This window comes from Pseudomonas sp. A0308 (assembly GCF_044218815.1).
In the GTDB taxonomy this organism is placed as follows: domain Bacteria; phylum Pseudomonadota; class Gammaproteobacteria; order Pseudomonadales; family Pseudomonadaceae; genus Aquipseudomonas; species Aquipseudomonas iridis.
Map to the genome: position 1 here is coordinate 5,348,999 of NZ_CP162581.1, position 22,467 is coordinate 5,371,465.

General features: G+C 58.9%; 26 protein-coding genes. 14 read left to right on the forward strand and 12 right to left on the reverse strand.

Features of this window, described 5'->3' with window-relative positions:
• Positions 1-34: 34 nt before the first annotated feature.
• The gene (gene oprI, locus AB4P92_RS24805; protein WP_003183784.1) at positions 35-286 is read right to left on the reverse strand and encodes an outer membrane lipoprotei OprI; all 252 of its coding nucleotides are present in this window, start codon (positions 284-286) and stop codon (positions 35-37) included.
• Positions 287-923: 637 nt separating this feature from the next.
• On the opposite strand from oprI, the gene AB4P92_RS24810 reads away from it, so the two are divergent.
• Positions 924-1,205 carry a GNAT family N-acetyltransferase gene (locus AB4P92_RS24810; RefSeq protein WP_003226804.1) on the forward strand — a complete coding sequence of 94 codons (282 nt, stop codon included), beginning with the start codon at positions 924-926 and terminating at the stop codon, positions 1,203-1,205.
• 60 nt (positions 1,206-1,265) lie between these two features.
• Here the strand turns inward: AB4P92_RS24810 and AB4P92_RS24815 are convergent, their stop codons facing one another.
• Both AB4P92_RS24815 and AB4P92_RS24820 read right to left on the reverse strand, forming a co-directional pair.
• Positions 1,266-2,342, reverse strand: a complete 1,077-nt coding sequence (locus tag AB4P92_RS24815) for a 3-deoxy-7-phosphoheptulonate synthase (RefSeq protein ID WP_042560279.1) — start codon at positions 2,340-2,342, stop codon at positions 1,266-1,268.
• Positions 2,343-2,471: 129 nt separating this feature from the next.
• Positions 2,472-2,915: a PilZ domain-containing protein gene (locus AB4P92_RS24820; RefSeq protein ID WP_200616728.1), complete on the reverse strand. Its 444-nt coding sequence runs from the start codon at positions 2,913-2,915 to the stop codon at positions 2,472-2,474.
• On the opposite strand from AB4P92_RS24820, the gene AB4P92_RS24825 reads away from it, so the two are divergent.
• The 5 genes from AB4P92_RS24825 to cysB all read left to right on the forward strand — a co-directional run bounded on the left by AB4P92_RS24825 (position 2,914) and on the right by cysB (position 6,879).
• Positions 2,914-3,300, forward strand: coding sequence for a thioredoxin family protein (locus tag AB4P92_RS24825; protein ID WP_395598310.1), 387 nt, complete (start codon positions 2,914-2,916; stop codon positions 3,298-3,300). The genes AB4P92_RS24820 and AB4P92_RS24825 overlap by 2 nt on opposite strands.
• A complete protein-coding gene (locus AB4P92_RS24830) occupies positions 3,301-4,254 on the forward strand; it encodes a putative 2-dehydropantoate 2-reductase (protein ID WP_395598311.1) in 954 nt (317 codons plus the stop codon).
• 30 nt (positions 4,255-4,284) lie between these two features.
• The gene (locus AB4P92_RS24835) at positions 4,285-5,190 is read left to right on the forward strand and encodes a 5'-nucleotidase (protein WP_042560275.1); all 906 of its coding nucleotides are present in this window, start codon (positions 4,285-4,287) and stop codon (positions 5,188-5,190) included.
• A 97-nt stretch (positions 5,191-5,287) separates the two neighbouring features.
• Positions 5,288-5,791: a universal stress protein gene (locus AB4P92_RS24840; RefSeq protein WP_042560274.1), complete on the forward strand. Its 504-nt coding sequence runs from the start codon at positions 5,288-5,290 to the stop codon at positions 5,789-5,791.
• A 113-nt stretch (positions 5,792-5,904) separates the two neighbouring features.
• Positions 5,905-6,879, forward strand: a complete 975-nt coding sequence (gene cysB, locus AB4P92_RS24845; protein ID WP_042560273.1) for an HTH-type transcriptional regulator CysB — start codon at positions 5,905-5,907, stop codon at positions 6,877-6,879.
• A gap of 9 nt (positions 6,880-6,888) precedes the next feature.
• Here the strand turns inward: cysB and AB4P92_RS24850 are convergent, their stop codons facing one another.
• Positions 6,889-7,371 carry a transcription elongation factor GreAB gene (locus AB4P92_RS24850; protein WP_395598312.1) on the reverse strand — a complete coding sequence of 161 codons (483 nt, stop codon included), beginning with the start codon at positions 7,369-7,371 and terminating at the stop codon, positions 6,889-6,891.
• Positions 7,372-7,373: 2 nt separating this feature from the next.
• Entirely contained in the window at positions 7,374-7,781 is a 408-nt protein-coding gene (locus AB4P92_RS24855) for a hypothetical protein (RefSeq protein ID WP_047302375.1), read from the reverse strand.
• A gap of 124 nt (positions 7,782-7,905) precedes the next feature.
• Here AB4P92_RS24855 and earP point away from each other — a divergent pair, with 124 nt between their 5' ends.
• Both earP and AB4P92_RS24865 read left to right on the forward strand, forming a co-directional pair.
• Positions 7,906-9,048: an elongation factor P maturation arginine rhamnosyltransferase EarP gene (gene earP / locus AB4P92_RS24860; RefSeq protein ID WP_395598313.1), complete on the forward strand. Its 1,143-nt coding sequence runs from the start codon at positions 7,906-7,908 to the stop codon at positions 9,046-9,048.
• A gap of 48 nt (positions 9,049-9,096) precedes the next feature.
• Entirely contained in the window at positions 9,097-9,666 is a 570-nt protein-coding gene (locus AB4P92_RS24865; RefSeq protein WP_007908599.1) for an elongation factor P, read from the forward strand.
• 81 nt (positions 9,667-9,747) lie between these two features.
• Here AB4P92_RS24865 and AB4P92_RS24870 read toward each other — a convergent pair whose 3' ends face one another.
• The 3 genes from AB4P92_RS24870 to AB4P92_RS24880 all read right to left on the reverse strand — a co-directional run bounded on the left by AB4P92_RS24870 (position 9,748) and on the right by AB4P92_RS24880 (position 11,972).
• A complete protein-coding gene (locus AB4P92_RS24870) occupies positions 9,748-10,167 on the reverse strand; it encodes an organic hydroperoxide resistance protein (protein WP_042560269.1) in 420 nt (139 codons plus the stop codon).
• Between the two features lie 319 nt (positions 10,168-10,486).
• The gene (locus tag AB4P92_RS24875) at positions 10,487-10,942 is read right to left on the reverse strand and encodes a MarR family winged helix-turn-helix transcriptional regulator (RefSeq protein WP_181818515.1); all 456 of its coding nucleotides are present in this window, start codon (positions 10,940-10,942) and stop codon (positions 10,487-10,489) included.
• A 73-nt stretch (positions 10,943-11,015) separates the two neighbouring features.
• A complete protein-coding gene (locus AB4P92_RS24880; protein WP_150593151.1) occupies positions 11,016-11,972 on the reverse strand; it encodes a LysR family transcriptional regulator in 957 nt (318 codons plus the stop codon).
• 109 nt (positions 11,973-12,081) lie between these two features.
• Here AB4P92_RS24880 and AB4P92_RS24885 point away from each other — a divergent pair, with 109 nt between their 5' ends.
• The gene (locus tag AB4P92_RS24885) at positions 12,082-12,831 is read left to right on the forward strand and encodes a sulfite exporter TauE/SafE family protein (protein WP_181818510.1); all 750 of its coding nucleotides are present in this window, start codon (positions 12,082-12,084) and stop codon (positions 12,829-12,831) included.
• Here AB4P92_RS24885 and AB4P92_RS24890 read toward each other — a convergent pair.
• Entirely contained in the window at positions 12,821-13,675 is an 855-nt protein-coding gene (locus AB4P92_RS24890) for a LysR substrate-binding domain-containing protein (protein WP_174823975.1), read from the reverse strand. The genes AB4P92_RS24885 and AB4P92_RS24890 overlap by 11 nt on opposite strands.
• A 97-nt stretch (positions 13,676-13,772) precedes the next feature.
• On the opposite strand from AB4P92_RS24890, the gene AB4P92_RS24895 reads away from it, so the two are divergent.
• Both AB4P92_RS24895 and AB4P92_RS24900 read left to right on the forward strand, forming a co-directional pair.
• Positions 13,773-13,994, forward strand: a complete 222-nt coding sequence (locus tag AB4P92_RS24895; protein ID WP_047302364.1) for a DUF1127 domain-containing protein — start codon at positions 13,773-13,775, stop codon at positions 13,992-13,994.
• A 64-nt stretch (positions 13,995-14,058) separates the two neighbouring features.
• Complete coding sequence (locus tag AB4P92_RS24900; protein WP_395598314.1) at positions 14,059-15,285, forward strand: winged helix-turn-helix domain-containing protein; 1,227 nt, start codon at positions 14,059-14,061, stop codon at positions 15,283-15,285.
• Between the two features lie 131 nt (positions 15,286-15,416).
• On the opposite strand, the gene AB4P92_RS24905 is transcribed toward AB4P92_RS24900, so the two are convergent.
• Entirely contained in the window at positions 15,417-16,763 is a 1,347-nt protein-coding gene (locus AB4P92_RS24905; RefSeq protein ID WP_007964815.1) for a class II 3-deoxy-7-phosphoheptulonate synthase, read from the reverse strand.
• A 150-nt stretch (positions 16,764-16,913) separates the two neighbouring features.
• Here AB4P92_RS24905 and AB4P92_RS24910 point away from each other — a divergent pair, with 150 nt between their 5' ends.
• Complete coding sequence (locus AB4P92_RS24910; protein WP_042560263.1) at positions 16,914-17,669, forward strand: spermidine synthase; 756 nt, start codon at positions 16,914-16,916, stop codon at positions 17,667-17,669.
• A 114-nt stretch (positions 17,670-17,783) separates the two neighbouring features.
• Here the strand turns inward: AB4P92_RS24910 and AB4P92_RS24915 are convergent, their stop codons facing one another.
• Positions 17,784-18,575 carry a crotonase/enoyl-CoA hydratase family protein gene (locus tag AB4P92_RS24915; RefSeq protein ID WP_042560262.1) on the reverse strand — a complete coding sequence of 264 codons (792 nt, stop codon included), beginning with the start codon at positions 18,573-18,575 and terminating at the stop codon, positions 17,784-17,786.
• 422 nt (positions 18,576-18,997) lie between these two features.
• Here AB4P92_RS24915 and AB4P92_RS24920 point away from each other — a divergent pair, with 422 nt between their 5' ends.
• Positions 18,998-20,671 (forward strand): DEAD/DEAH box helicase, encoded by a 1,674-nt coding sequence (locus AB4P92_RS24920; protein ID WP_042560261.1) that lies wholly within the window; start codon positions 18,998-19,000, stop codon positions 20,669-20,671.
• Positions 20,672-20,824: 153 nt separating this feature from the next.
• Here the strand turns inward: AB4P92_RS24920 and AB4P92_RS24925 are convergent, their stop codons facing one another.
• Positions 20,825-21,592, reverse strand: a complete 768-nt coding sequence (locus tag AB4P92_RS24925) for a class III extradiol ring-cleavage dioxygenase (RefSeq protein ID WP_042560260.1) — start codon at positions 21,590-21,592, stop codon at positions 20,825-20,827.
• 101 nt (positions 21,593-21,693) lie between these two features.
• Between AB4P92_RS24925 and AB4P92_RS24930 the strand changes: the two genes are divergently transcribed.
• Complete coding sequence (locus AB4P92_RS24930) at positions 21,694-22,350, forward strand: thiopurine S-methyltransferase (protein ID WP_261736383.1); 657 nt, start codon at positions 21,694-21,696, stop codon at positions 22,348-22,350.
• The last annotated feature ends 117 nt before the right edge of the window (positions 22,351-22,467 follow it).

Below are 22,467 nucleotides of genomic sequence, written 5' to 3' on the forward strand. Positions count from 1 at the left end.
TATGGGTCGGCTTGATAATAATCCCGAAGGACTATTACTTGCGGCTAGCTTTTTCCAGCATGCGCAGAGCACGCTCGTTAGCTTCGTCAGCAGTCTGTTGTGCTTTTTGAGCAGCAGCCAGAGCTTCATCAGCTTTACGGTAAGCTTCGTCTGCACGAGCCTGGGAGCGAGCAGCTGCGTCTTCAGTAGCGGTCAGACGTGCTTCGGTTTCTTTCGATGCGCTGCTGCAACCGGTAGCCAGAACTGCGGCCAGAGCCAGAGCAGAGAATTTCAGAACGTTGTTCATCGTGTTCCCCTTCAAGGACTTTCAATTAAGTGGCTGTCTCCTCCGATTGAGGAAATAGCCGGCGTACATACTACCCATTACTTGTAGTAAGTAAACTGACGTAAGGCAAGAAGCAAAAAAAATTGTAGGCGCTGATTCTTTTTCGAGCAACTTTTAACTGGCCTGTTTAAAAAACAGCCAGTCGCAAGCCCCGCGCTGAGCGAGTCAAACAGAAAAAGTTCCCGTCATGGCGTGTTGTTTTTGCAGTGTTGGCTAAAGTCTTTCTAGATGAATTCGTCCACACTTTTGTTCCGATTTTGCGTGCTGCTTCGCTTATCTTTGTCCATGTTGAGGTGACTTTAAAAAAGGTTGCACGTCTTAAGTCTCAACATCCGGCAATGTTCAGGTAAGCGGCCCGGGAAGATCTTCTCCCAAACCGTCCCTGCGTCCATCGGAGCAACCCGCGTCAACCCGCTTGATGACGAGCGTATCTTGAGCAATTTTGCCAATGGTGCCTACTATTTATCAGGTGCTCGGTTGTACGAGATCGGTGTGTCTCTTCTCGGTGTCGATCAGGCACGGGGTGGCGTAGATGTTCCTTCGCCGGAAAAACATCGGTAAGGTAGGGGTCAAAATCCAAGACCCGCGAGGAGTAGTGATGAGCGAGGCGTTGTCCATCCACCATGACCAGGCTGGTCATCAGTTCGAGACCAATGTGGACGGTCATCGTGCCTACCTGACCTATATGGATCTGGGGAAACAGACCCTGGATATCTATCGTACGTTCGTGCCCAACGCCTTGCGCGGTCGTGGCATCGCGGCGGCGCTGACGGAAAGCGCGCTGCAATATGCCGAAGAAATGGGCTACACGGTGATTCCATCCTGCTCCTACGTCGAGCGTTACATGGAGCGTCACCAGCGCCGCGCCGCAAAGATCTGAATCGCACACACAAAAACGCCGGGCAATGCCCGGCGTTTTTTTATGCCTGTAAAACGCGTATCAGCTGCGCTGGCGTTTTGGCAGAACATCCTTGAGCTTGGCGTGCATGCTGCGCAGGGTGTTTTCGGTAGCGGACCAATCGATGCAGGCATCGGTGATCGACACGCCGTATTGCAGATCGGCGAGGTCTTTCGGAATCGCCTGGCAGCCCCAGTTCAAGTGACTCTCGACCATCAGGCCGATGATCGACTGGTTGCCTTCGAGGATCTGGTTGGCGACGTTTTCCATCACCAGCGGTTGCAGGGCCGGATCCTTGTTGGAGTTGGCGTGGCTGCAGTCGACCATGATGTTCGGCTTGATCTTCGCCTTGTTCAACGCCTGCTCGCACAGCGCAACGCTGACCGAGTCGTAGTTCGGCTTGCCATTGCCGCCACGCAGCACCACGTGACCGTAAGCGTTGCCTTTGGTGGTGACGATCGACACGCCACCTTCCTGATTGATCCCCAGGAAACGGTGCGGGCTGGAGACTGACTGCAAGGCGTTGATCGCCACGGTCAGGCCGCCATCGGTGCCGTTCTTGAAACCGACTGCCGAGGACAGGCCGGAAGCCATTTCACGGTGAGTCTGGGACTCGGTGGTACGCGCGCCGATGGCCGACCAGCTGATCAGGTCCTGCAGATACTGCGGGGAGATCGGGTCGAGGGCTTCGGTCGCGGTCGGCAGGCCTTTTTCAGCCAGGTCCAGCAGCAACTGACGACCGATGTGCAGACCGTCCTGGATCTTGAACGAGTCGTCCAGATACGGATCGTTGATCAGGCCTTTCCAGCCGACGGTGGTCCGCGGCTTTTCGAAATACACGCGCATGACCAGATACAAGGTGTCGGAGACTTCCGCGGCCAGCACCTTCAGGCGCTCGGCGTATTCGTGGGCAGCCTTGATGTCGTGGATCGAGCACGGGCCGATCACTACGAACAGACGGTGGTCGGTGCCATCAAGAATGTTGCGAATGACTTCGCGGCCCTTGGTGACGGTGCGCAGGGCGGCGTCGCTCAGAGGGATATCACGCTTGAGCTGATCAGGTGTGATCAGGGTCTCGTTAGAGGCGACGTTTAGGTCGTTGATCGGTAAATCAGCCATCGTTTACTCGTCAGGTCACGGGTGCCGGCCGCCAGCGATCCCCGCGCGGCGGAGCACAGCGGATTTAAGCGCGTCGGGGAGCGGAACCTTAGCGCGTCAGGCGCTGCTCGACAATGGGCAAACGCCGCTTTAATCCAGCACTGGCAGGGTAAAAGCCTTGCTCACGCTGTCGTGGGAGAACTCGTCGGCGTGTTGTTCGACCCATTGCAGGGCCGCCGCTTGAATATTCTGCAGGCCATCGTGGGCGTCGTTGATGCGGCAGTAGCGTTCAATCTGACACACCTGCTCACCCATTCGTGCACTGAACAGCGTTTGTTCGTCAGTGAAGGCGATGCCCACCAGATAACCTTTTTTGCGGCGCAGACACCAAGCCACATAGCCCGGAAAACACATGTCGGCGTTGAGTGTCGGCAGGCGTACTTGCAGCGCCGTGCCATGGCGCCAGGCACGGTGGTAATTGCAAGCGATGCCGCCGAGGCTGATAGTGTGCAGCTGTTGCCTGGAAATACATTCGGGCGTGAGCAACGTCAGTTCAACCGGCACTTCGTCCGGATGAGGAATGAAACGTCCCATGAGCACAGACTCCCTGTGTCAGCCATTTGACATTGTTTCCCCCAGTATAGTGGTCGAATCCGAACTGACCGATTTCGACGCCGACCAAAGGCTGTTGGCGATGAGCGGCGTTTCGCTGGTGATGTTCACCAGCGTCGGCTGCGCCAGTTGCCGCTTCGCCCGCGAAGTGTTACCGGGATTCGCACTGGCGGTGGATCGTTTGTGCTGGATCGATGCGGGCAACAACGGCGGTCTGGTCGAGCGTTATCAGGTCTTTCATTTGCCGGCGCTGTTTGTAGTGCGCGACGGCGAGTTCTTTGGTGCATTGCACACGCGCCTGACAGCTGACGCACTCAACACGGCATTGGCGCAGGCACTGGGTCGAATTGCAGAGGAGTTGCCATAAATGGGGACAATCAACAAACCGGTGGTGGGGATTATCGGCACCGGTGCGATCGGCGGGTTCTACGGGTTGATGCTGGCGCGGGCGGGGTTCGATGTGCACTTTCTGTTGCGCAGCGAATTTTCTGCCGTGGCCGAACGTGGCTTGCAGGTGGACAGTGCGGTACATGGCCCGCTCAAGCTCGATCCGGTGCAGGCCTATTCGGCAGCTGAAGACATGCCAAAATGCGACTGGCTGCTGGTCGGCGCCAAGACCACCAGCAATGCCGGGCTGGCGCCATCGATCATTGCGGCGGCCAAGCCAGGCGCGAAAGTGCTGGTGCTGCAAAACGGTCTGGACGTCGAAGACAGCCTGCGTGAATTGTTGCCTGACTCCCTGCATCTGCTCGGCGGTCTGTGCCTGATTTGCGTGCATCGCAACGGCCCGGGTCTGATCACCCATCAGGCGCTCGGCGCAGTCAACGTCGGTTATCACAGCGGTCCTGCTACTGATGATGTGGCGCGCATGGCCATCGTCGAAGTGGGTTCCGAGTTGTTCCGTGCCGCCGGCATTGATTCTCAGGCGATGCCCAATCTGCATCAGGCGCGTTGGCAGAAGCTGATCTGGAACATTCCCTACAACGGTCTCTCGGTGCTGCTCGGCGCGGACACCACGGCGCTGATGGCCGATGCTGACAGTCGCGCGCTGATCCAGGCGTTGATGGCCGAGGTTGTGCAGGGCGCCAAGGCGTGCGGCCAGGACGTGGCGCCCGGTTACGCCGACTTCCTGTTAACGATGACCGAGAAACTGCCCGACTATTGGCCGAGCATGTACCACGACTTTGTGCACAAGCGACCGCTGGAACTGGAGGCCATCTACGCCCGGCCCCTGGCGGCGGCGAAAGCGGCAGGGTGTGAACTGCCGCGCATCGAAGCGTTGTATCGAACATTGAGTTTTATTGACCGACGCAACACGTGAGTCGGTTTTTTGCGCAGGGTGGGGGAAGGCATGGCGAAAAACATTGATGACAAACTGGTGCTGGCGATTTCGTCGCGTGCCTTGTTCGACCTGAGCGAGAGCCACAAGGTTTACCTGTCGAGCGGCGTCGAAGCCTACCGGCAATATCAGATCGAACACGAAGACGAGATCCTCGCGCCGGGTGATGCGTTCCCGCTGGTGGAAAAACTCCTGAACCTGAACAGTCGTCTCGGCCGTGCACGGGTAGAAGTGATTCTGGTGTCGCGCAACAGCGCCGACACCGGATTGCGCGTCTTCAATTCGATTCACCATTATGGTCTGGCCATTTCCCGCGCGGCGTTCGTCGGTGGGCGCAGTCCTTATCCCTACCTCAAAGCGTTTGGTTGCGACCTGTTTCTCTCCACGCATGCCGAAGACGTGCGCGCTGCGCTGGATGCCGGTTTTGCGGCGGCGACGATTTTGTCCGGAGGCGCCAGTCGCGCGGCCAGCGATGAATTGCGCATCGCCTTCGACGGTGACGCCGTGATTTTTTCCGACGAGTCGGAGCGGGTTTATCAGTCCGGTGGGCTCGAAGCATTCCAGGCCAAGGAACGAGAGTCGGCGCGTGAGCCATTGCGTGGCGGGCCGTTCAAAGGCTTTCTGGCGGCGCTCAATCTGTTGCAGCGCGAGTTCCCTGACGACGACTGCCCGATCCGCACGGCGCTGGTCACCGCGCGCTCGGCGCCGGCCCATGAGCGGGTGATTCGCACGTTGCGTGAATGGGACATCCGCCTCGATGAATCCCTGTTTCTCGGTGGCCTGACCAAATCGGCGTTTCTCGAAGCGTTTGCTGCCGACGTGTTCTTCGACGATCAGGCCGGTCATTGCGAACTGGCCCGTGAAGTGGTCGCCACCGGCCATGTGCCACATGGCATCAGCAACGAGCCGTCGATCTAAAGCCTCGTGCTTCAAGACGTTGCGTCTCCCGTCGTACTCGTCAAGGCACTGCTAAGCTGAATCAAATCTCCGCCATGTTGGCTAGCGAGGAGGTCATATGATTCATTCGATGCTGTATGCCACTGACCTCGGTCTGTACGCACCGTTAGTGATGCAGCATGCCTTGGCGTTGGCTAGGACATTCGATGCCGATCTGTATGTGGTTCACGCGGTGGAGCCGATGGGGCTGTTCGCCGAATCGGTGTTGCAGAGTTATCTCGACGAGCAGGCGTTGAACGAATTCCATAGCCAGGGTCTGAAAACAGTCATCGCCAATATCGAGCAGCGCGTACTGGAGAGTTTTCGCGAAGAGCTTGGGGAAGAGGGCGAGCAGGACTTGCAGCGGATTCGTGCCGTGCGCGTGGTGCAGGGTGATCCGTCACAGGTGATTCTCGACCAGGTGCAGAAACTCTCTGTCGATCTGCTGATCGTAGGAAGTCACAGCCACGGGGTAGGCGCGGAAACACCATTGGGGCGCACGGCGGCGCGGGTCCTGCAATTGGCCAAGGTCCCGGTTTATCTGGTGCCGTTGGTGGAGCGGCGGCGGCGCGAAGATCGCTGAGGCAGGAATAGTGGCGCTTTGACAAAAAAGTTCTAGATTTATTATTTAAACCATTAATATAGTTATATATCGTCGCTGATGCCCGTGGCGTCTACCTGCTTTGAGGGATACATATGAAGCTTCAACAATTGCGCTACATCTGGGAAGTGGCGCACCACGACCTCAACGTTTCCGCTACAGCCCAAAGCCTTTACACCTCGCAACCGGGCATCAGTAAACAGATCCGACTGCTGGAAGACGAACTCGGCGTTGAAGTATTTGCCCGCAGCGGCAAGCACCTGACCCGCGTCACCCCCGCCGGTGAGCGCATCATCACCACCGCCGGTGAGATTCTGCGCAAGGTTGAAAGCATCAAGCAGATCGCCCAGGAATTCTCCAACGAGAAGAAAGGCACCCTGTCGATCGCCACTACCCACACTCAGGCACGTTATGCACTGCCGCCGGTGATCAGCAATTTCATCAAGCAATACCCGGACGTGGCGCTGCACATGCATCAGGGCTCACCGATGCAGATCGCCGAAATGGCAGCTGACGGCACCGTCGATTTCGCCATCGCCACCGAAGCGCTGGAACTGTTCGGCGATCTGGTTATGATGCCGTGCTACCGCTGGAACCGCTGCGTGGTCGTGCCACAGGGCCACCCGCTGACCAAACTGCCGAAGCTGACCCTCGAAGCGCTGGCTGAATACCCGATCGTGACTTACGTGTTCGGCTTCACCGGCCGTTCGAAACTCGACGAAGCCTTCAGCCATCGTGGTCTGACGCCGAAAGTGGTGTTCACTGCCGCCGACGCCGACGTGATCAAAACCTACGTGCGCCTGGGACTGGGCGTGGGCATCGTCGCCAAAATGGCGGTCGATACCAAACTCGACAGCGACCTGGTGGTACTGGATGCCAGCGAGTTGTTCGAATCGAGCGTCACCAAGATCGGTTTCCGCCGCGGCACCTTCCTGCGTGGTTTCATGTGCGACTTCATCGAGAAGTTTGCCCCGCACCTGACCCGCGAAGTAATGGCCAAAGCCATCGCCTGCCACAACAAGCAGGAGCTGGAAGAACTGTTCGACGGCGTCGAACTGCCGGTCCACTGATCGCCTGCCTCAGAGCACCTCGGTAACAGCAAATTGTTGCCGGGTGCCCGCCACCAGAATCTCCACCTCATCCCCCTCGAACTTGCCCAGCAGGCTTTTGCCCAGCGGCGAGCGCGGCGTGATGACGGTAATCGGTTGACCCACCACATCGATTTTCAAGCCTGCGGCGTCCGGCGCCAGGAACAGCCATTGCTCTCGACCCTTTTCGTCTTCCAGGCCGAGAAGAGCGCCGACCTCGATGCCACGGTTTTCGTCATAGGGACGCAGCGTCAGGTTCTGGCACAGCGCCAGTGACTGTCGGATTTCCTCGACGCGTTTCGCTTGCCCCGCCGCCAGATAAGACGCCTCAAGTCCAAGCGTGTCGTACTTGTTCTCGGCGATGTTCTCTTCGTGGGTCGCGGTTTCGTAAGCGGTTTGCGCGGCGCGTTCGGCTATATCGAGGTCGATGCGCAGCTTGTCGAGAATCAGTTGGTGGACGCTGTTTTTGTTCATGATCAATCGCAGAATTGCAAAACGTTGGCGCGGCTTTTTTCGCTGGGCGCGGTTTGGTCCTGTTGCAACCAGAACTGACATTTCGGGTTCGACAGATTGCGGCGGCTGTCGCGTGCCTGATCCAGACGATTCTGTTGCTCGTTCTTGCGCAGGTTTTCTTCGTACTGGTCGAACAGCGGACTCTGCGGCGCAATGTCCGGCGCCGGTTGCACAACGGGTGGAGCCGCCAGTTGCTGCACTGCTTGGGCCACCGGCGCCAGTTGTTCGTTGAACACAAAACGCGAGAGCAGCCAGCAGGTCAGCGCGATCGCGAGGAAACCCAGCCACATACCCAAGGCAATACTGCCGGTCAAATGCAGCGCGCTAAGCTGAACAGGCAAGGGGCGACGCGGGTTGGGACGATAGGGCATGGCTGCCTCCTGGCGGATGATTGCGGGCAAGAGGCGATTGTCGCACGAAGATTAATCGCCGTCGGCTCTTCTGCATCTGCTCATTAATGCGGACAATCGGTGCTTTTGCCAACGGGAGTCTTGAATGCCGTCACTGAATACCCGCTGGGATATTTTTTGCACCGTCGTCGACAACTACGGCGACATCGGCGTGACCTGGCGTCTGGCCCGACAATTGGTGGCCGAGCATTCGCTGGCCGTGCGGCTGTGGGTTGATGATCTGCGTGCGTTCGAACGTATTTGTCCAGAGATCGATATCAACGCCGCGCAACAATGGCAGCAAGGTGTAGAGGTGCGGCACTGGCCGAGCGAGTGGTTGCCCATCGACGCCGCTGACGTGGTGATCGCAGCGTTCGCCTGCCAGTTACCGAGTGCCTATATGGACGTCATGGCCGAACGGGAGAAGCCACCGCTGTGGTTGAACCTCGACTATCTCAGTGCCGAAGACTGGGTCACCGGGTGCCACGGCCTGCCATCGGTCAAATACAAGTCGGTGCAGAAAATCTTCTTCTTTCCGGGGTTCCGCCCCGGCACGGGTGGACTGCTGCGCGAACGAGGTTTGCTTGAGCAACGACGGAAGTTTCAGCTCGATGCCCAGGCGCAGCGACAATTCCTGCAAGGTCTGGGCATCGAGCGTGCGCCCGACGCACAGTTGATCTCGTTGTTTGCCTACGAGAACGCCGGGCTGGCCAGTTGGCTGGACGTGCTGGCCGCAGGCGCGACGCCCACGCATTTGCTGGTGCCGGAAGGGCGGATTCTCGGTGACGTTGCGCGATGGCTCGGGGTGGAATCCCTGGCCGTCGGAGCGATTGATGTCCGTCAGGCGTTGACCGTGCAGGTGCTGCCGTTCATCCGTCAGGATCAATACGATCACTTGCTCTGGTGCTGCGATTTCAACGCGGTGCGCGGTGAAGACTCATTTGTCCGGGCGCAGTGGGCGGGGCGGCCGATGCTGTGGCACATCTATCAGCAGGACGAAGACATCCATCTGGACAAGCTCGATGCCTTCCTTGCCCTGTATACGAAAGGCCTCTCGCCGGCAGCCGCCCATGCGATGAACGGTCTGTGGCAGGCGTGGAGTGCGGGGCAGCCGATTGGCGATCAATGGCTCAGCGCGCGTAAACACTGGCCAGAACTACAGGAAAATGCCGAAGCATGGTGTCTGGAACAAGGCTTGCAGGCCGATCTTGCCGCAGCGCTGGTACAGTTTTACCTAAATTGGATATGATACGCGGCCTAGATTTATGTAAATCCCATCCAAATTCGGATATTCGCAATGAAAACTGGTAAAGAACTCAAACCCGGTACCGTGATCCGTCTCGAAAACGATCCTTGGCTGGTTCAGAAAGCTGAATTCACCAAGTCGGGCCGTAACAGCGCGATCATGAAGACCAAGCTGAAAAACCTGCTGACCGGTTACAAGACCGAGATCGTTTACAGCGCTGACGACAAACTGGACGACGTGATCCTCGACCGCAAAGAAGCGACCCTGTCCTTCATCAGCGGCGACACCTACACGTTCATGGACACCACTGACTACACCATGTACGAGCTGAACGCTGAAGACATCGAAGCCGTTCTGCCTTTCGTTGAAGAAGGCATGACCGATGTTTGCGAAGCGATCTTCTTCGAAGAGCGTCTGGTTTCGGTAGAACTGCCGACCACCATCGTGCGCGTCGTTGACTACACCGAAGGTTCGGCTCGTGGCGACACTTCCGGCAAGGTAATGAAGCCAGCCAAACTGGCCAACGGTACCGAGCTGCAAGTTGCTGACTTCATCGAAATCGGTGACAAGATCGAAATCGACACCCGCGAAGGCGGTTCCTACAAAGGCCGTGCCAAATAAGCACTGTTTTTTGCGGAAAAAAAAAGCCCGACCATTGAGTCGGGCTTTTTTGTGCCTGCAGGTTACGTTCTTTTGCCTTGTTTACACGGTGACGTGCAGACGTACTTCGACATTGCCACGCGTAGCGTTGGAGTACGGGCAGACCTGGTGAGCAGCGTCGACCAGGCTTTGTGCGTCGGCCTGTTCAAGGCCTGGCAAGCTGATGTGCAAGTCGATGTCCAGACCGAAACCACCAGGGATCTGGCCGATACCGACATGGGCGGTGATCGAGGCGTCGTCCGGGATTTTGCGTTTGGTCTGGCTGGCGACGAATTTCAGTGCGCCGATGAAGCACGCCGAATAGCCGGCGGCGAACAGTTGTTCAGGGTTGGTCGCCGCGCCGCCAGCACCACCGAGTTCTTTCGGGGTGGCAAGTTTGACGTCGAGGACGTTGTCGCTGGAGATCGCACGACCGTCACGGCCGCCGGTGGAGGTTGCGATTGCGGTGTAGAGAGTTTGCATGGTGTGGGCCTCGTTGGGTGTGTCGAATCGCGCTAATTGTTTGCGCGCCAAGTAAGTTCGAGGTGAATGTAGCTCGCTAATGTTTAGTGCGCAAGATAAATTTTCGGAAATAGTTGGCTTCATTGGTCCGGAGGAGCGCCAAGAGCGTCAGAACCCTTGATCCAGAGCCGTTATCAGCATTGAGCGGGGAGGGGGAAATTTCACAGCGCAGGGTTCAACTGTAGGAGCTGCGGCACGCTGCGATCTTTTGATCTTTAAAAACAACATCAAAAGATCGCAGCGTGCCGCAGCTCCTACATGGATACGGTCCAGCCCGGGTTTAGTTGAGGCTCTCTTGCAGGTGACTGCGCAATGCCTGCAACTCGGCTTGCAGGCTCTGCAAACGCTCCAGGCTGAAACCGCTCGCACCGAGGATGCATTGCGGGATGCTTTGGGCTTTGTCTCGCAAAGCGCGTCCCTGCGCAGTCAACTCGACAATCACCACGCGCTCGTCTTCACGGCTGCGCGTGCGACTGAGCAAACCTTCACCTTCCAGTCGTTTGAGCAAGGGTGTTAGCGATCCCGGATCCGTCAGCAGGCGCGTGCTGATTTCTCCCACGGTCAGACCATCCTTCTCCCACAGCACCATCATCGCCAGATACTGCGGATAGGTCAGGCCGATGGCTTGCAGCATGGGCTTGTAAACTTTCGTCATCATCAGCGAAGTGGAATGCAGGGCGAAACAAGCCTGATTATTCAGCAGCAGGTCATCGCAGGTGTCGCGGTCGGTGGTCATGTCAAAGCCTTGATCAGTAATGCTCATGAATCTAGCGTTCGAATGTTTAATGCGCCAGATAATTTTCCAGACGTCAGAGTCTGCCTAAATCCCGTTGCAGCGCCAGATCCCACGGTGGCACCGGGCTGAAGCGGGTCTTGAGATATTCCAGCAACAAACGGCTGCGCGAGTTTGTCTGCTGCTCCATGCGCAGGGCGTAAATGCCGGTGCTCTCGGGTTGCGGCAGGCCGTTTTCGCAAAACAGCGGCAGAAGTTCGCCGCGCAGCAGGTATTCGCTGGCCAGCCACGTCGGCAGGTGCGCGATGCCCAGCCCGGCCAGCGCGCCGCACACCAGTGCTTCAGCGTTATTGGCGCTCATGCGGATGCGCGCCGGGCGGTGCAACTGCATCTGCCCGTCCTGCTCGAAGCGCCAGGCGAAGGGAGGGGCGAGGCCATCCCAGTCGAGGCCGTCATGTTCGCCCAACTGCGCGGGATGATTCGGTACACCGCGCCGCTTGAGATAGTCGGGGCTCGCGCAGGCGATTCGCACCATGCTCGCCAGTGGAGTGGCAACCAGTCGGGTGTCGGCCAGTTGCCCGGCGCGCAACACCAGATCGACCTTGCCCAGATTCGAGCCGTGCATGTCGACGAAACTGTCGATCAGGTGCAACTGCACATCCAGGCCCGGATACAGCACCAGAAAATCGGCAATCACCGGCGCCAGATGCCGGCGTCCGAAGGCTGCCGGTGCATCGATGCGGATCAAACCTTCCGGTGCGCTGCTCAAGGAAACGGCTTCGGCGCGGGCCAATTGCAGTTCGGCGACGATCCGCCGCGCCCGTTCGGCAAAGGCCAGACCTGCCGGCGTGGCGCGTACGGCATGGGTGCTGCGAATGAACAACTGGCTGCCCACCGCGCTTTCCAGACTGTCGATGCGTCGCGCGACAGCCGAAGGTGTCAGTGGATGGCGACGAGAAGCGGCAGAGAAACTGCCGCTTTCCAGTACGTCGAGAAACAGCCCGAGTTGATCGGTCAATTGATTGGGATTCATGTTGTTTAACGCTTGTGCGAAATCGGCACAGCCATTGTGCGTTGCTATGCGTTTCCCCGCCAGCCGTGACTGCGTAGGATGAGTCGCCTGACGTAAGAGGAATTCAGCTGTGATGGAGTTTTTGTTGTTCCTGCTATTCGGCGCCGCGCTTGGCACATTGGGCGGCATCTTCGGCATCGGGGGTGGCTTGATCGCGATCCCGCTGCTCGGCGTGTGGTTCGGGCTCGATCAACAGATCGCCCAAGGCACGGCGCTGGTGATGGTGGTGCCGAACGTGATGCTGGCGCTGTGGCGCTATCACCAGCGCAATCGCATTGAACTGCGCCACGCGTTGCCGCTGGCGGTGATGGGGTTTTGTTTTGCGTGGATCGGTTCGATCTTGGCCGTGGGCATTGACGCGCAGACCATGCGTATCGGCTTTGTCGCGTTTCTCGTGGTGCTTTCGGTTTACAACCTGCTGAAAATGTTCGGCAAGCGCCCGGCGCCGACGGCCGAGATGCGTTATTCCTGGCCATGGCTGGGCGTGCTCGGCGCAGCGTCGGGGACCATGGGCGGGTTGTTCGGTGTCGGTGGGGCGGTGGTCGCGACGCCGGTGCTGACCAGCCTGTTTGGCACCACGCAAGTGGTCGCCCAAGGCTTGTCGCTGGCGCTGGCATTGCCGAGTACCGGCGTCACCTTGGTGACGTACGCGGTACATCACGAAGTCGACTGGATGATCGGTTTGCCGCTGGCCATTGGCGGTCTGGCCAGCATCAGTTGGGGGGTGAAAGTCGCCCACGCCATGCCGGAAAAACTTCTGCGTGGGCTGTTCTGCGGTTTCCTGGTGTTGTGCGCGGTGATGCTCGCCTTTAAAGTTTGAAGCCTTCGACGATGTGTTCGGCCAGGCATTCGGTGATCGGCGATGGATTGTTCAGATTGCGGATCAGCATGATGCTGGCCTCGGGCAGCAGCGGCAGATCTTCATCGGCACCGAGAATGCGCATGTCCGGGGTGATCAGGCTTTCCAGTTGCGCGGTGATCGCCAGACCCGCGCTCACCACGGCCATCAGCGCCGAGAGGCTGGTGCTGTTGTAGGCGATACGGTAATCGCGGCCCATTGCGTCCAGCGCATTGCACGCCCACAAGCGGCAGAAACAATCACTGTTGAACATCGCCAGCGGCAACGGCGTCTGCTCGTGGGCGCTGAAGTTTTGTGCCTCGGCCCAGACGAAACGCTCCTTGCGCAGCAGTTGGCCAATCTCGTTACCCGGTTCGCGGGTGACGATCGACAAGTCAAGATCGGTGCGCTGCAACAACTGTTTGGTCGATTCGCAATGCACTTCGATCTGGATCAGCGGATAGAACTGCGCAAACCGCGACAGAATCCCCGGCAGAAAACGCATCACGTAATCGTCCGGCGTGCCGATCCGCACCGTGCCGACCATGTGTGGCTCGCGCAAGGTATTGAACACTTCACTGTGCAGTTTGAGGATGCGCCGTGCATAGCCGAGCAACACCTGGCCCTCGGCAGTCAGGCGCACCTGCCGCCCGTCACGCTCGAACAACTGGCGCTGCAACACGTCTTCTTCCAGACGCTTCATCTGCATGCTCACCGCTGATTGCGTGCGGTTGACCATTTCGCCGGCGCGGGTAAAACCGCCCTGATCGGCTATCGCGACAAAGGTGCGCAGGACATCGGTATCGATACTGGGGTAGGCCGACAATTGATGAATCTCCGTGATGCATACCATCAGAAACATTCGTTGGATTGATCTTAGCGCTGGCGCGAGACTTGAGCCATCCACAACGGAGAGCAAAACGATGAAAGGTCAAAGAGAGTATTTAGACGAAGAAAAATTTTCCGGCCATGGCCACATGGTTTCTGACTTGCTGCACAAGTTCAGCCGCTGGTACGAACTTCACCGTGAGCGTGAATTGCTCGCCAGCCTGAGCGACGAAGCGTTGAAAGACATCGGGGTCAGTCGTGCCGACGTCGAGCACGAATCAGTGCGGCCGTTCTGGGATGATCCGATGCATAAATGATGAGGCCATCGCTACACAAAACCTTCTGGACTGAGGTAGGTTGCGAGCAGACAAGGAGATGCTCATGCCCGCGACACTGTCCTTTTCCCTCAAACAGGCTCGACGTCTGGCGCTGGCTGCCCAAGGGTTCAACGGGCGCCAGCCGCCGACCGTCAAGGCGCCCCACATCAACCGGCTGATCGAACGGCTGGGGCTGCTGCAAATCGACTCCGTCAACGCTGTAGTGCGCTCGCACTATCTGCCGCTGTTTTCCCGTCTTGGTTCCTATTCTTCCGATCTGCTCGACCAGGCTGCCTGGAGTTCGGGGCGACGTCGTTCGCTGTTTGAGTATTGGGGGCATGAGGCGTCGTTGTTGCCGATGTCGATGTATCCATTGCTGGGTTGGCGCATGCAGCGGGCCAAGCGTGGCGAAGATATCTATCAACAGTTGGCGAAGTTCGGTCGTGAGCAGCAGGAAACGGTACGTCGAGTGCTGGCTTTGGTCGAAGAGCGGGGCGCACTCGGTGCTGGCAGTGTGTCGACTCGTCAGGACAAAGCCGGACCGTGGTGGGACTGGAGTGCGGAAAAGCATGCGCTGGAATGGTTGTTTGCCGCCGGGGAAGTGACCGTCGCCGGGCGACGTGGCTTCGAGCGTTTGTATGATTTACCGGAGCGGGTAATTCCCGCGGAGATCCTGCAACAACCGTTGCCTGATGAAGCGCAGGCGCAGCGTGGATTGTTGTTGCACGCGGCCGAAGCGCTGGGCGTGGCCACCGAAAAAGACCTGCGTGATTACTTTCGCTTGAACCCCGCTGATGCACGTCCGCGACTGTCCGAGTTGGTCGAGGCGGGGCAATTGCAGATGTGCGAAGTCGCCGGTTGGCGGCAAATCGCCTATTGCCTGCCGGAGCCGAAAGTCCCGCGCAAGGTCGCGGCCAGTGCACTGCTGTCGCCCTTCGATTCGTTGATCTGGGAGCGTAGCCGCACTGAGCGTCTGTTTGATTTTCGCTATCGGCTTGAAATTTACACACCGCAGGACAAGCGCGTTTACGGCTATTACGTGTTGCCGTTTTTGCACAACGAGCGGATTGCCGCGCGGGTGGATTTACGTGCCGAGCGAGCATCGGGACGACTGGCGGTGCATGCGGTACACGAGGAGGAGCCGGGGCTGAATGAAGAGGGGATGTTGGCGCTGGCGGTGAATTTGCGGCGAATGGCGGATTGGTTGGGGCTGGCGCAGGTGCAGCTTAATTGTCAGCGCGAGAGTGCGGGGCGGTTGCGGGTGGCGTTGGCGCAGATTGATGTTGTTTGAGCTGACGCTATCGCTGGCAAGCCAGCTCCCACAGTGACCGAGTCGTACTCCAATTTTGTATACGACACAGATCCCTGTGGGAGCGGGCTTGCCCTCGATGAGGCCATTTCAAACGGTACAAATCTCGGATCTCAGCGCCGAACCTGCTTCAGGGTTTCAGCAATCAAAAACGCCAACTCCAGCGACTGATCAGCATTCATCCGAGGGTCACAGTGCGTGTGATAGCGATCCGACAAGCCATCTTCAGTGATCGGTCGTGCGCCACCAATGCACTCGGTGACATTCTGCCCGGTCATTTCGATGTGAATACCACCGGCGTAAGTGCCTTCCGCTTCGTGCACCTGGAAGAACTGCTTAACCTCGCCAAGGATCTGCGCAAAATCGCGAGTCTTGTAGCCACTGCTGGCCTTGATGGTGTTGCCGTGCATCGGATCGGAGCTCCACAGCACCTGCTTGCCTTCACGCTGCACCGCGCGGATCAGCGCCGGCAGGTGATCGCCGACCTTGTTCGCACCCATCCGCGCGATCAGGTTCAGGCGCCCGGGATCGTTGTCCGGGTTGAGCACGTCGATCAGGCGGATCAGGTCGTCGGGGTTCATGCTCGGGCCGACTTTGACCCCGATCGGGTTGTTCACCCCGCGCAGGAATTCGACGTGCGCGCCATCGAGCTGACGGGTGCGGTCGCCGATCCACAACATGTGTGCGGAGCAATCGTAGTAATCGTTGGTCAGGCTGTCGCGGCGCACGAACGCTTCTTCGTAGTTCAGCAGCAGCGCTTCGTGAGCGGTGAAGAAACTGGTTTCACGCAGTTGCGGCGAGCTGTCCATGCCGCAGGCGCGCATGAATGCCAGTGTTTCATCGATGCGATCGGCGAGGTGGCTGTACTTCTCGGCCAGCGCGGAGTTGGCGATGAAATCGAGGTTCCACTTGTGTACCTGGTGCAGATCGGCAAAGCCGCCCTGGGCGAAGGCGCGCAGCAGGTTCAAAGTCGCAGTGGACTGGTGATACGACTGCAGCAGGCGTTCCGGGTCCGGCACGCGGCTCTTTTCGTCGAAGCCGATGCCGTTGACGATGTCGCCACGGTAGGCGGGCAGGGTCACGCCATCGATGGTTTCGTCGTTCGCCGAGCGCGGTTTGGCGAACTGGCCGGCCATGCGCCCGACCTTGACCACCGGGCAACCGGCCGCGAAGGTCATGACGATCGCCATTTGCAGCAACACTTTAAAGGTGTCGCGAATCTTTGCCGCGGAGAATTCGGCAAAGCTTTCGGCGCAATCGCCGCCCTGCAACAGGAACGCGCGGCCCTGAGTCACTTCGGCAAATTGACGACGCAGTTCCCGCGCCTCGCCGGCAAACACCAGTGGCGGATAACTGGCCAGGGTTTGCTCGACCTGGCGCAGGTGCGCGGCGTCCGGGTATTGGGGTTGTTGCTGGATCGGCAGGGCGCGCCAGCTATCAGGGCTCCACGGTTGGCTCATCACGGTCTCTATGGTTCTACGCACGGAAGGCCATGTTAGCAGCAATTAGTGCGTGACCTGTTCCCGCCCCTTCGTCGACAATCGCCGCTTTGCCACGGCACAACTGCGGTGCCATCGCGTCACCGCGCCCGGTGACCATCAGGAGACAAGATGACTGAGGAGCGCGTCGAGCATCTGCTCGCCGAAGTACAGGATGAGTTCGGCGTGATTCGCGTGCTGGAAGTGGCCGATTACCGCTTTCTCGAATTCGGCGATGCCATCGAGCAGAGCTGCGTGTTCACTGCCGATCCGAGCTGGCTGGAATATGACTACACCCGGGCGATGCTGATTGGCGCGTTGTGCCACGAGCACCCGGAGAGTGCGCTGTTCCTCGGGCTCGGCGCGGGTACGCTGACGCAGGCGTGCCTCAAGTTTCTGCCGCTGGAAGATGTCGAGGCAATCGAGCTGCGCCCGGACGTCCCGCGTCTGGCCATTGAATACCTTGGCCTGGATGACGATCCACGCTTGTACATCCGCGTCGGCGATGCCCTTGATTTGCTGCCGACTGCCGAGCCTGCGGACCTGATCTTCGTCGACCTCTATACCGACGTCGGCCCAGGTGTCGGGCATCTGGCCTGGAGTTTCCTCGGTGACTGTCAGAAACGCCTGAATCCGGGCGGCTGGCTGGTGATCAACCAATGGGCCACCGATGATGGCAAGCCGTTGGGCGCGGCACTGTTGCGCGGGCTTTATCACCGGCATTACTGGGAACTGCCGGTGAAGGAGGGCAACGTGATTCTGCTGGTGCCGGCGGATCTGGATCAGACGTTGGATATGGAAGCGGTCGCCGCCCGTGCTGAGGCATTGGCGCCGAGGTTGGGTTACTCGTTGCAGTCGCTGATCAAGGCGATTCGCCCGGCGACATAAATGGCGAATTGAGCCTCTGCAGGAGCTGCCGAAGGCTGCGATCTTTTGGCTTTGATTTTTCAAGATCAAAAGATCGCAGCCTGCGGCAGCTCCTACAAGGGTTGGTGCAACTGCTCAGATCCCTTTGAAGATTCCGGGTCGGCGCTCAACCAGCGACCGCACCCCCTCCTTGGCATCTTCACTGGCCAGCAACTTCTTCACCAGCGGCGGCAAGCCCTGTGCCGCCGCTGTCTCGCCCTCATACCGCGCCTGTCGCGCCGACAGCAACGTCGCCTGCACCCCCAACGGCGCCTGTCGCGCAATTCGCTCAGCCAGTTCAATCGCGCGGGGCAGCAGATCCTCGCTGGCCATCACTTCCTGAACCAATCCCAGACGCAACGCATCGTGCGCATCGAACTCGTCCCCGGTCAGCAACCAGCGCATCGCGTTGCCCCAACCGGCCACCTGATGAAAACGTAAAGTCGCGCCACCAAAGGGAAAAATCCCACGCTGTACTTCCATTTGTGCGAAGCGGGTATTGCTCGCGCAGAGGTTGATGTCGGCGGCCAGCATCAATTCGATGCCGATGGTCAGGCAGTAACCCTGTGCCGCGACAATCACCGGTTTGCTGACCCTCGGCCCGACGAAAACACCCCACGGATCGCAACCGCCGGTCGGAACCTGCCAGCCTTGGGCGAGGGCGGAGCTTGCATTCACCAGATCCAGACCGGCGGTAAAATGCTCGCCATGGCCGAACACCACCGCCACCCGCGCCTCGCTGTCAGCCTCGAATTCGCCATAAGCCAGGCTCAGCTCATTCAGCAGGTCGAGGTCGAAGGCATTGCGCTTGGCCGCTCGATCCAGGCCGATCATATGCAGGTGACCACGGCGCTCCCGGCTGACGCGACCAGGACAGGACTGATTCATGGGAATTTCCTCGAGCGGGGAGGGAGGGGGCCGCGACCACATGCCGCACATCGGTGAAGCGTTTAAGCAGTATCTTCAGCAGGGCCGGGCCCTTGGAAAATAGACCTTCGCACGATTATCCGCAAAACCCCGTTACACAACGGTGACGGACGGATTCAGGCGATAAAAAAAGCTCCCTTTTTCGGTAATTTCCGGTATAGTGCGCGCCGGCCTTTAGCCAGGCCGCGTCAAGGTAGCGCAATTCCCCGAAGTCAGCTTCGGCTGCATGTCCGCACTGCGGGCTCTTCCTGGACGTTTCTTTTTTTCTTTCATTCGTTTTCGCAAATCCCCGCCGACAAAGCTGCCAGGGCGACTCTTGAGTCTTACACGGCATGCGCAGCTTTGGAGCATGGGTCTTTGCGGATGCACTTAGAGGCAGACCCATGACCCAGGAAACCGGCGGATTCGCCGCTTTTAATCTTAATCCGAACATTCTTGCAGCCGTCATCGCGACTGGCTACGAAGAGCCTTCGGCTATTCAGCAGCAATCGATCCCGATCATCATGGCCGGCCAGGACATGATCGGTCAGGCGCAAACCGGTACGGGTAAAACCGCCGCGTTCGCTCTGCCAATTCTTCATTGCATCGATCCTGCCAAGCGCGAACCGCAAGCCCTGATCCTGGCGCCAACCCGTGAGTTGGCGCTGCAAGTTGCAACCGCTTTCGAAACCTACGCCAAGCAAATGCCGGGCGTTACCGTTGTGGCCGTTTACGGCGGCGCGCCTATGGGCCCACAACTGAAAGCAATCCGTAATGGCGCACAGATCGTTGTCGCCACTCCGGGCCGTCTGTGCGACCACCTGCGTCGTGACGAAAAAGTGCTGTCGACCGTGAACCACCTGGTTCTCGACGAAGCAGACGAAATGCTCAAACTGGGTTTCATGGACGACCTCGAAGTCATCTTCAAGGCTCTGCCAGCTACCCGTCAGACCGTTTTGTTCTCGGCGACCCTGCCGCAGTCGATCCGCGCCATTGCCGAACGCCATCTGCGCGATCCGCAACACGTGAAGATCCAGACCAAGACCCAGACTGTTACCGCGATCGAACAGGCTCACCTGTTGGTTCACGCTGACCAGAAGACTTCGGCCGTTCTCAGCTTGCTGGAAGTGGAAGATTTCGACGCTCTGATCATGTTCGTACGCACCAAGCAAGCGACCCTTGATCTGGCCAGCGCTCTCGACGCAAAAGGCTACAAAGCCGCTGCGCTGAACGGTGACATCGCCCAGAACCAGCGTGAGCGCGTAATTGACTCGCTCAAGGATGGCCGTCTGGACATCGTTGTGGCGACCGACGTTGCTGCTCGTGGTCTCGACGTTCCACGTATCACTCACGTGTTCAACGTTGACATGCCGTACGACCCAGAGTCCTACGTGCACCGTATCGGCCGTACTGGCCGTGCCGGTCGCGAAGGTCGTGCACTGCTGCTGGTGACTCCACGTGAGCGCCGCATGCTGCAAGTGATCGAGCGTGTAACCGGTCAGAAAGTTGCCGAGGTTCGCCTGCCGGACGCTCAGGCAGTTCTCGATGCGCGTATCAAGAAACTGACCAACAGCCTGGCGCCGCTGGTTGCCGATGCTGAATCGACTCACGGTGAGCTTCTGGATCGTCTGACTGCAGACATCGGTTGCACGCCGCGTGCTCTGGCTGCTGCTCTGCTGCGCAAGGCCACCAATGGTCAGGCGCTGACGCTGGCTGCGATCGAGAAGGAACGTCCACTGGTGCCTAACAACGCACCGCGTGGCGACCGTCCTGAGCGTACCGGTGACCGTCCGGACCGTGGTGATCGCGAGCGTCGCGCGCCAATTCCTTTGGGCGAAGGCCGTGCTCGTTGCCGTACCGCGCTGGGTGCGCGTGACGGTATCGCCGCTAAAAACCTGCTGGGCGCCATCCTCAACGAAGGTGGTCTGGCCCGTGAAGCGATCGGTCGCATCCAGGTGCGTGACAGCTTCAGCCTCGTTGAGCTGCCGGAAGATGGTCTGGACAAACTCCTGACCAAGCTGAAGGACACTCGCGTTGCCGGTAAGCAGCTGAAACTGCGTCGCTATCGCGAAGATTGATCCGCCCCTGGGCTGATTGATCGAACGTAAAAAATCCCCGACTGGTTCGGGGATTTTTTTTGTCTGCTTTTCAAGGGCAAAGATCAAAGATCAATAGATCGCAGGCTTCGGCAGCTCCTGCAGTGGGGTAGTGCGATCTTTTGATCTGGCTGTTTAACCGAAACGATAAATATCCATGCCCAATGCGCCCATGGTGAATCCCTTGTGCGCCACGCTGAACGCTCCCCCGGCCCCCCGCGCAAAATACAGCGGCAATAAGTGCTCATCACTCGGATGGCTGCGCACCGCGTTCGGAGCCTGCTGGCGGTAGTCATGCAGCGCTGCCTCATCACCGGCCGCCAGTTTGTCGATCACCCAGTCACGGAAGTCCTGGGCCCACGGCTCAACGCTTTCCGGGCCGGCATGCCAGTCCAGTTCGCGCAGGTTGTGGGTGATGCTGCCTGAGCCGATCAGCAGAATCCCTTGCTCGCGCAAACCCGCCAATGCTCGGCCGACGCGGGTTTGCAGCGCTGGACCGCCGCGGCTCGGTAGCGACACCTGCACCACTGGAATATCCGCCTGCGGGTACATCAGCGACAGCGGCACCCACACACCGTGGTCGAACGGTCGTTGCGGATCGAGGCGCGTCGGCAGGTCGCTGGCGGTCAGCCGATCGGCGACTTCAGCGGCCAGTTGCGGATCGCCCGGCGCCGGGTACTGCACTTCAAACAGCGCGCGGGGGAAGCCGCCGAAGTCGTGCCAGGTTTCCGGCGTTGGATGGCTGCTGACCAGTAGCTCGTGACTCTCCCAGTGTGCGGAGACAATCACGATGGCTTTTGGCCTGGGCAGTTCGGCGGCCAATCGTGTCAGCGCCGGGCCGCTGGCGCCGGGCTCCAGGGCAAGCATGGGAGAACCATGGGAAATAAACAGGCTGGGAAACATGATGGGTTCCTGAGCGTTAAGATGGCCCATCTTCAGTCAGATCATTGATCTAAATCTAATATAAGTTTTAACGCTTTTTGATCGAATTTTTGGGGGGGTATATGCAGCATGAGTTCTGGCACAAGAAGTGGGCGTCGAACCAGATCGGCTTTCATCTGCCGCAGGTGAACCCGCATTTACAACGACATTGGCCGGATCTGAACATTCCCGCATCGGCGCGGGTGCTGGTTCCGCTGTGCGGGAAAAGTCTGGATTTGCGGTGGCTGGCCGGGCGTGGTCATCAGGTGCTCGGGGTTGAGCTGTCTTCGACGGCTGTTGAAGACTTTTTCACTGAGCATCAGCTACAGCCACAGATTAGCGAGAACGGTGCGTTCAAGGTCTATCGCGCTGACGGCATCGAGCTGTGGTGCGGCGATTTCTTTGCCCTGACGGCAGACGATGTGGCGGAGTGCACGGCGCTTTACGACCGTGCAGCCTTGATTGCCTTGCCACCGCCGATGCGCGAGCGCTATGCGGCGCAACTCCAGCAGATTCTGCCGCAAGGCTTGAAAGGGCTGCTGATCACCCTGGATTACGATCAGGCGCAGATTCCCGGACCACCGTTTGCGGTGGGGGATGAAGAAGTGCAGCGGTTGTTGGGTATTGGCTGGCAGGTACAGACGCTGCAAGTGCAGGATGTGTTGCAGGAAAGCGGGAAGTTTTTGCAGGCGGGGGTGACGGCGCTGGAGGAGCGGGTTTATCGGGTTTCGCCTCGTTAGGTTGTGTTGGCTGTTCCGGCCTCATCGCTGGCAAGCCAGCTCCCACAGTGAATTGCGGTGTATCGAAGATTGGGAACACCACGGAACCCTGTGGGAGCTGGCTTGCCAGCGATGAGG

Bases quoted from the DNA above. Each gene is read 5' to 3' on its own strand.
- AB4P92_RS24870 (WP_042560269.1), bottom strand. From the start codon at position 10,167: ATGCAAACTCTCTACACCGCAATCGCAACCTCCACCGGCGGCCGTGAC.
- AB4P92_RS24855 (WP_047302375.1), bottom strand. From the start codon at position 7,781: ATGCCCTATCGTCCCAACCCGCGTCGCCCCTTGCCTGTTCAGCTTAGC.
- AB4P92_RS24830 (WP_395598311.1), top strand. From the start codon at position 3,301: ATGGGGACAATCAACAAACCGGTGGTGGGGATTATCGGCACCGGTGCG.
- AB4P92_RS24905 (WP_007964815.1), bottom strand. From the start codon at position 16,763: ATGAGCCAACCGTGGAGCCCTGATAGCTGGCGCGCCCTGCCGATCCAG.
- AB4P92_RS24930 (WP_261736383.1), top strand. From the start codon at position 21,694: ATGCAGCATGAGTTCTGGCACAAGAAGTGGGCGTCGAACCAGATCGGC.
- AB4P92_RS24915 (WP_042560262.1), bottom strand. From the start codon at position 18,575: ATGAATCAGTCCTGTCCTGGTCGCGTCAGCCGGGAGCGCCGTGGTCAC.
- oprI (WP_003183784.1), bottom strand. From the start codon at position 286: ATGAACAACGTTCTGAAATTCTCTGCTCTGGCTCTGGCCGCAGTTCTG.
- AB4P92_RS24810 (WP_003226804.1), top strand. From the start codon at position 924: ATGAGCGAGGCGTTGTCCATCCACCATGACCAGGCTGGTCATCAGTTC.
- AB4P92_RS24850 (WP_395598312.1), bottom strand. From the start codon at position 7,371: ATGAACAAAAACAGCGTCCACCAACTGATTCTCGACAAGCTGCGCATC.
- earP (WP_395598313.1), top strand. From the start codon at position 7,906: ATGCCGTCACTGAATACCCGCTGGGATATTTTTTGCACCGTCGTCGAC.
- AB4P92_RS24820 (WP_200616728.1), bottom strand. From the start codon at position 2,915: ATGGGACGTTTCATTCCTCATCCGGACGAAGTGCCGGTTGAACTGACG.
- AB4P92_RS24925 (WP_042560260.1), bottom strand. From the start codon at position 21,592: ATGTTTCCCAGCCTGTTTATTTCCCATGGTTCTCCCATGCTTGCCCTG.
- AB4P92_RS24875 (WP_181818515.1), bottom strand. From the start codon at position 10,942: ATGACCACCGACCGCGACACCTGCGATGACCTGCTGCTGAATAATCAG.
- AB4P92_RS24815 (WP_042560279.1), bottom strand. From the start codon at position 2,342: ATGGCTGATTTACCGATCAACGACCTAAACGTCGCCTCTAACGAGACC.
- AB4P92_RS24920 (WP_042560261.1), top strand. From the start codon at position 18,998: ATGACCCAGGAAACCGGCGGATTCGCCGCTTTTAATCTTAATCCGAAC.
- AB4P92_RS24835 (WP_042560275.1), top strand. From the start codon at position 4,285: ATGGCGAAAAACATTGATGACAAACTGGTGCTGGCGATTTCGTCGCGT.
- AB4P92_RS24825 (WP_395598310.1), top strand. From the start codon at position 2,914: ATGAGCACAGACTCCCTGTGTCAGCCATTTGACATTGTTTCCCCCAGT.
- AB4P92_RS24900 (WP_395598314.1), top strand. From the start codon at position 14,059: ATGCCCGCGACACTGTCCTTTTCCCTCAAACAGGCTCGACGTCTGGCG.
- cysB (WP_042560273.1), top strand. From the start codon at position 5,905: ATGAAGCTTCAACAATTGCGCTACATCTGGGAAGTGGCGCACCACGAC.
- AB4P92_RS24910 (WP_042560263.1), top strand. From the start codon at position 16,914: ATGACTGAGGAGCGCGTCGAGCATCTGCTCGCCGAAGTACAGGATGAG.
- AB4P92_RS24840 (WP_042560274.1), top strand. From the start codon at position 5,288: ATGATTCATTCGATGCTGTATGCCACTGACCTCGGTCTGTACGCACCG.
- AB4P92_RS24880 (WP_150593151.1), bottom strand. From the start codon at position 11,972: ATGAATCCCAATCAATTGACCGATCAACTCGGGCTGTTTCTCGACGTA.
- AB4P92_RS24895 (WP_047302364.1), top strand. From the start codon at position 13,773: ATGAAAGGTCAAAGAGAGTATTTAGACGAAGAAAAATTTTCCGGCCAT.
- AB4P92_RS24865 (WP_007908599.1), top strand. From the start codon at position 9,097: ATGAAAACTGGTAAAGAACTCAAACCCGGTACCGTGATCCGTCTCGAA.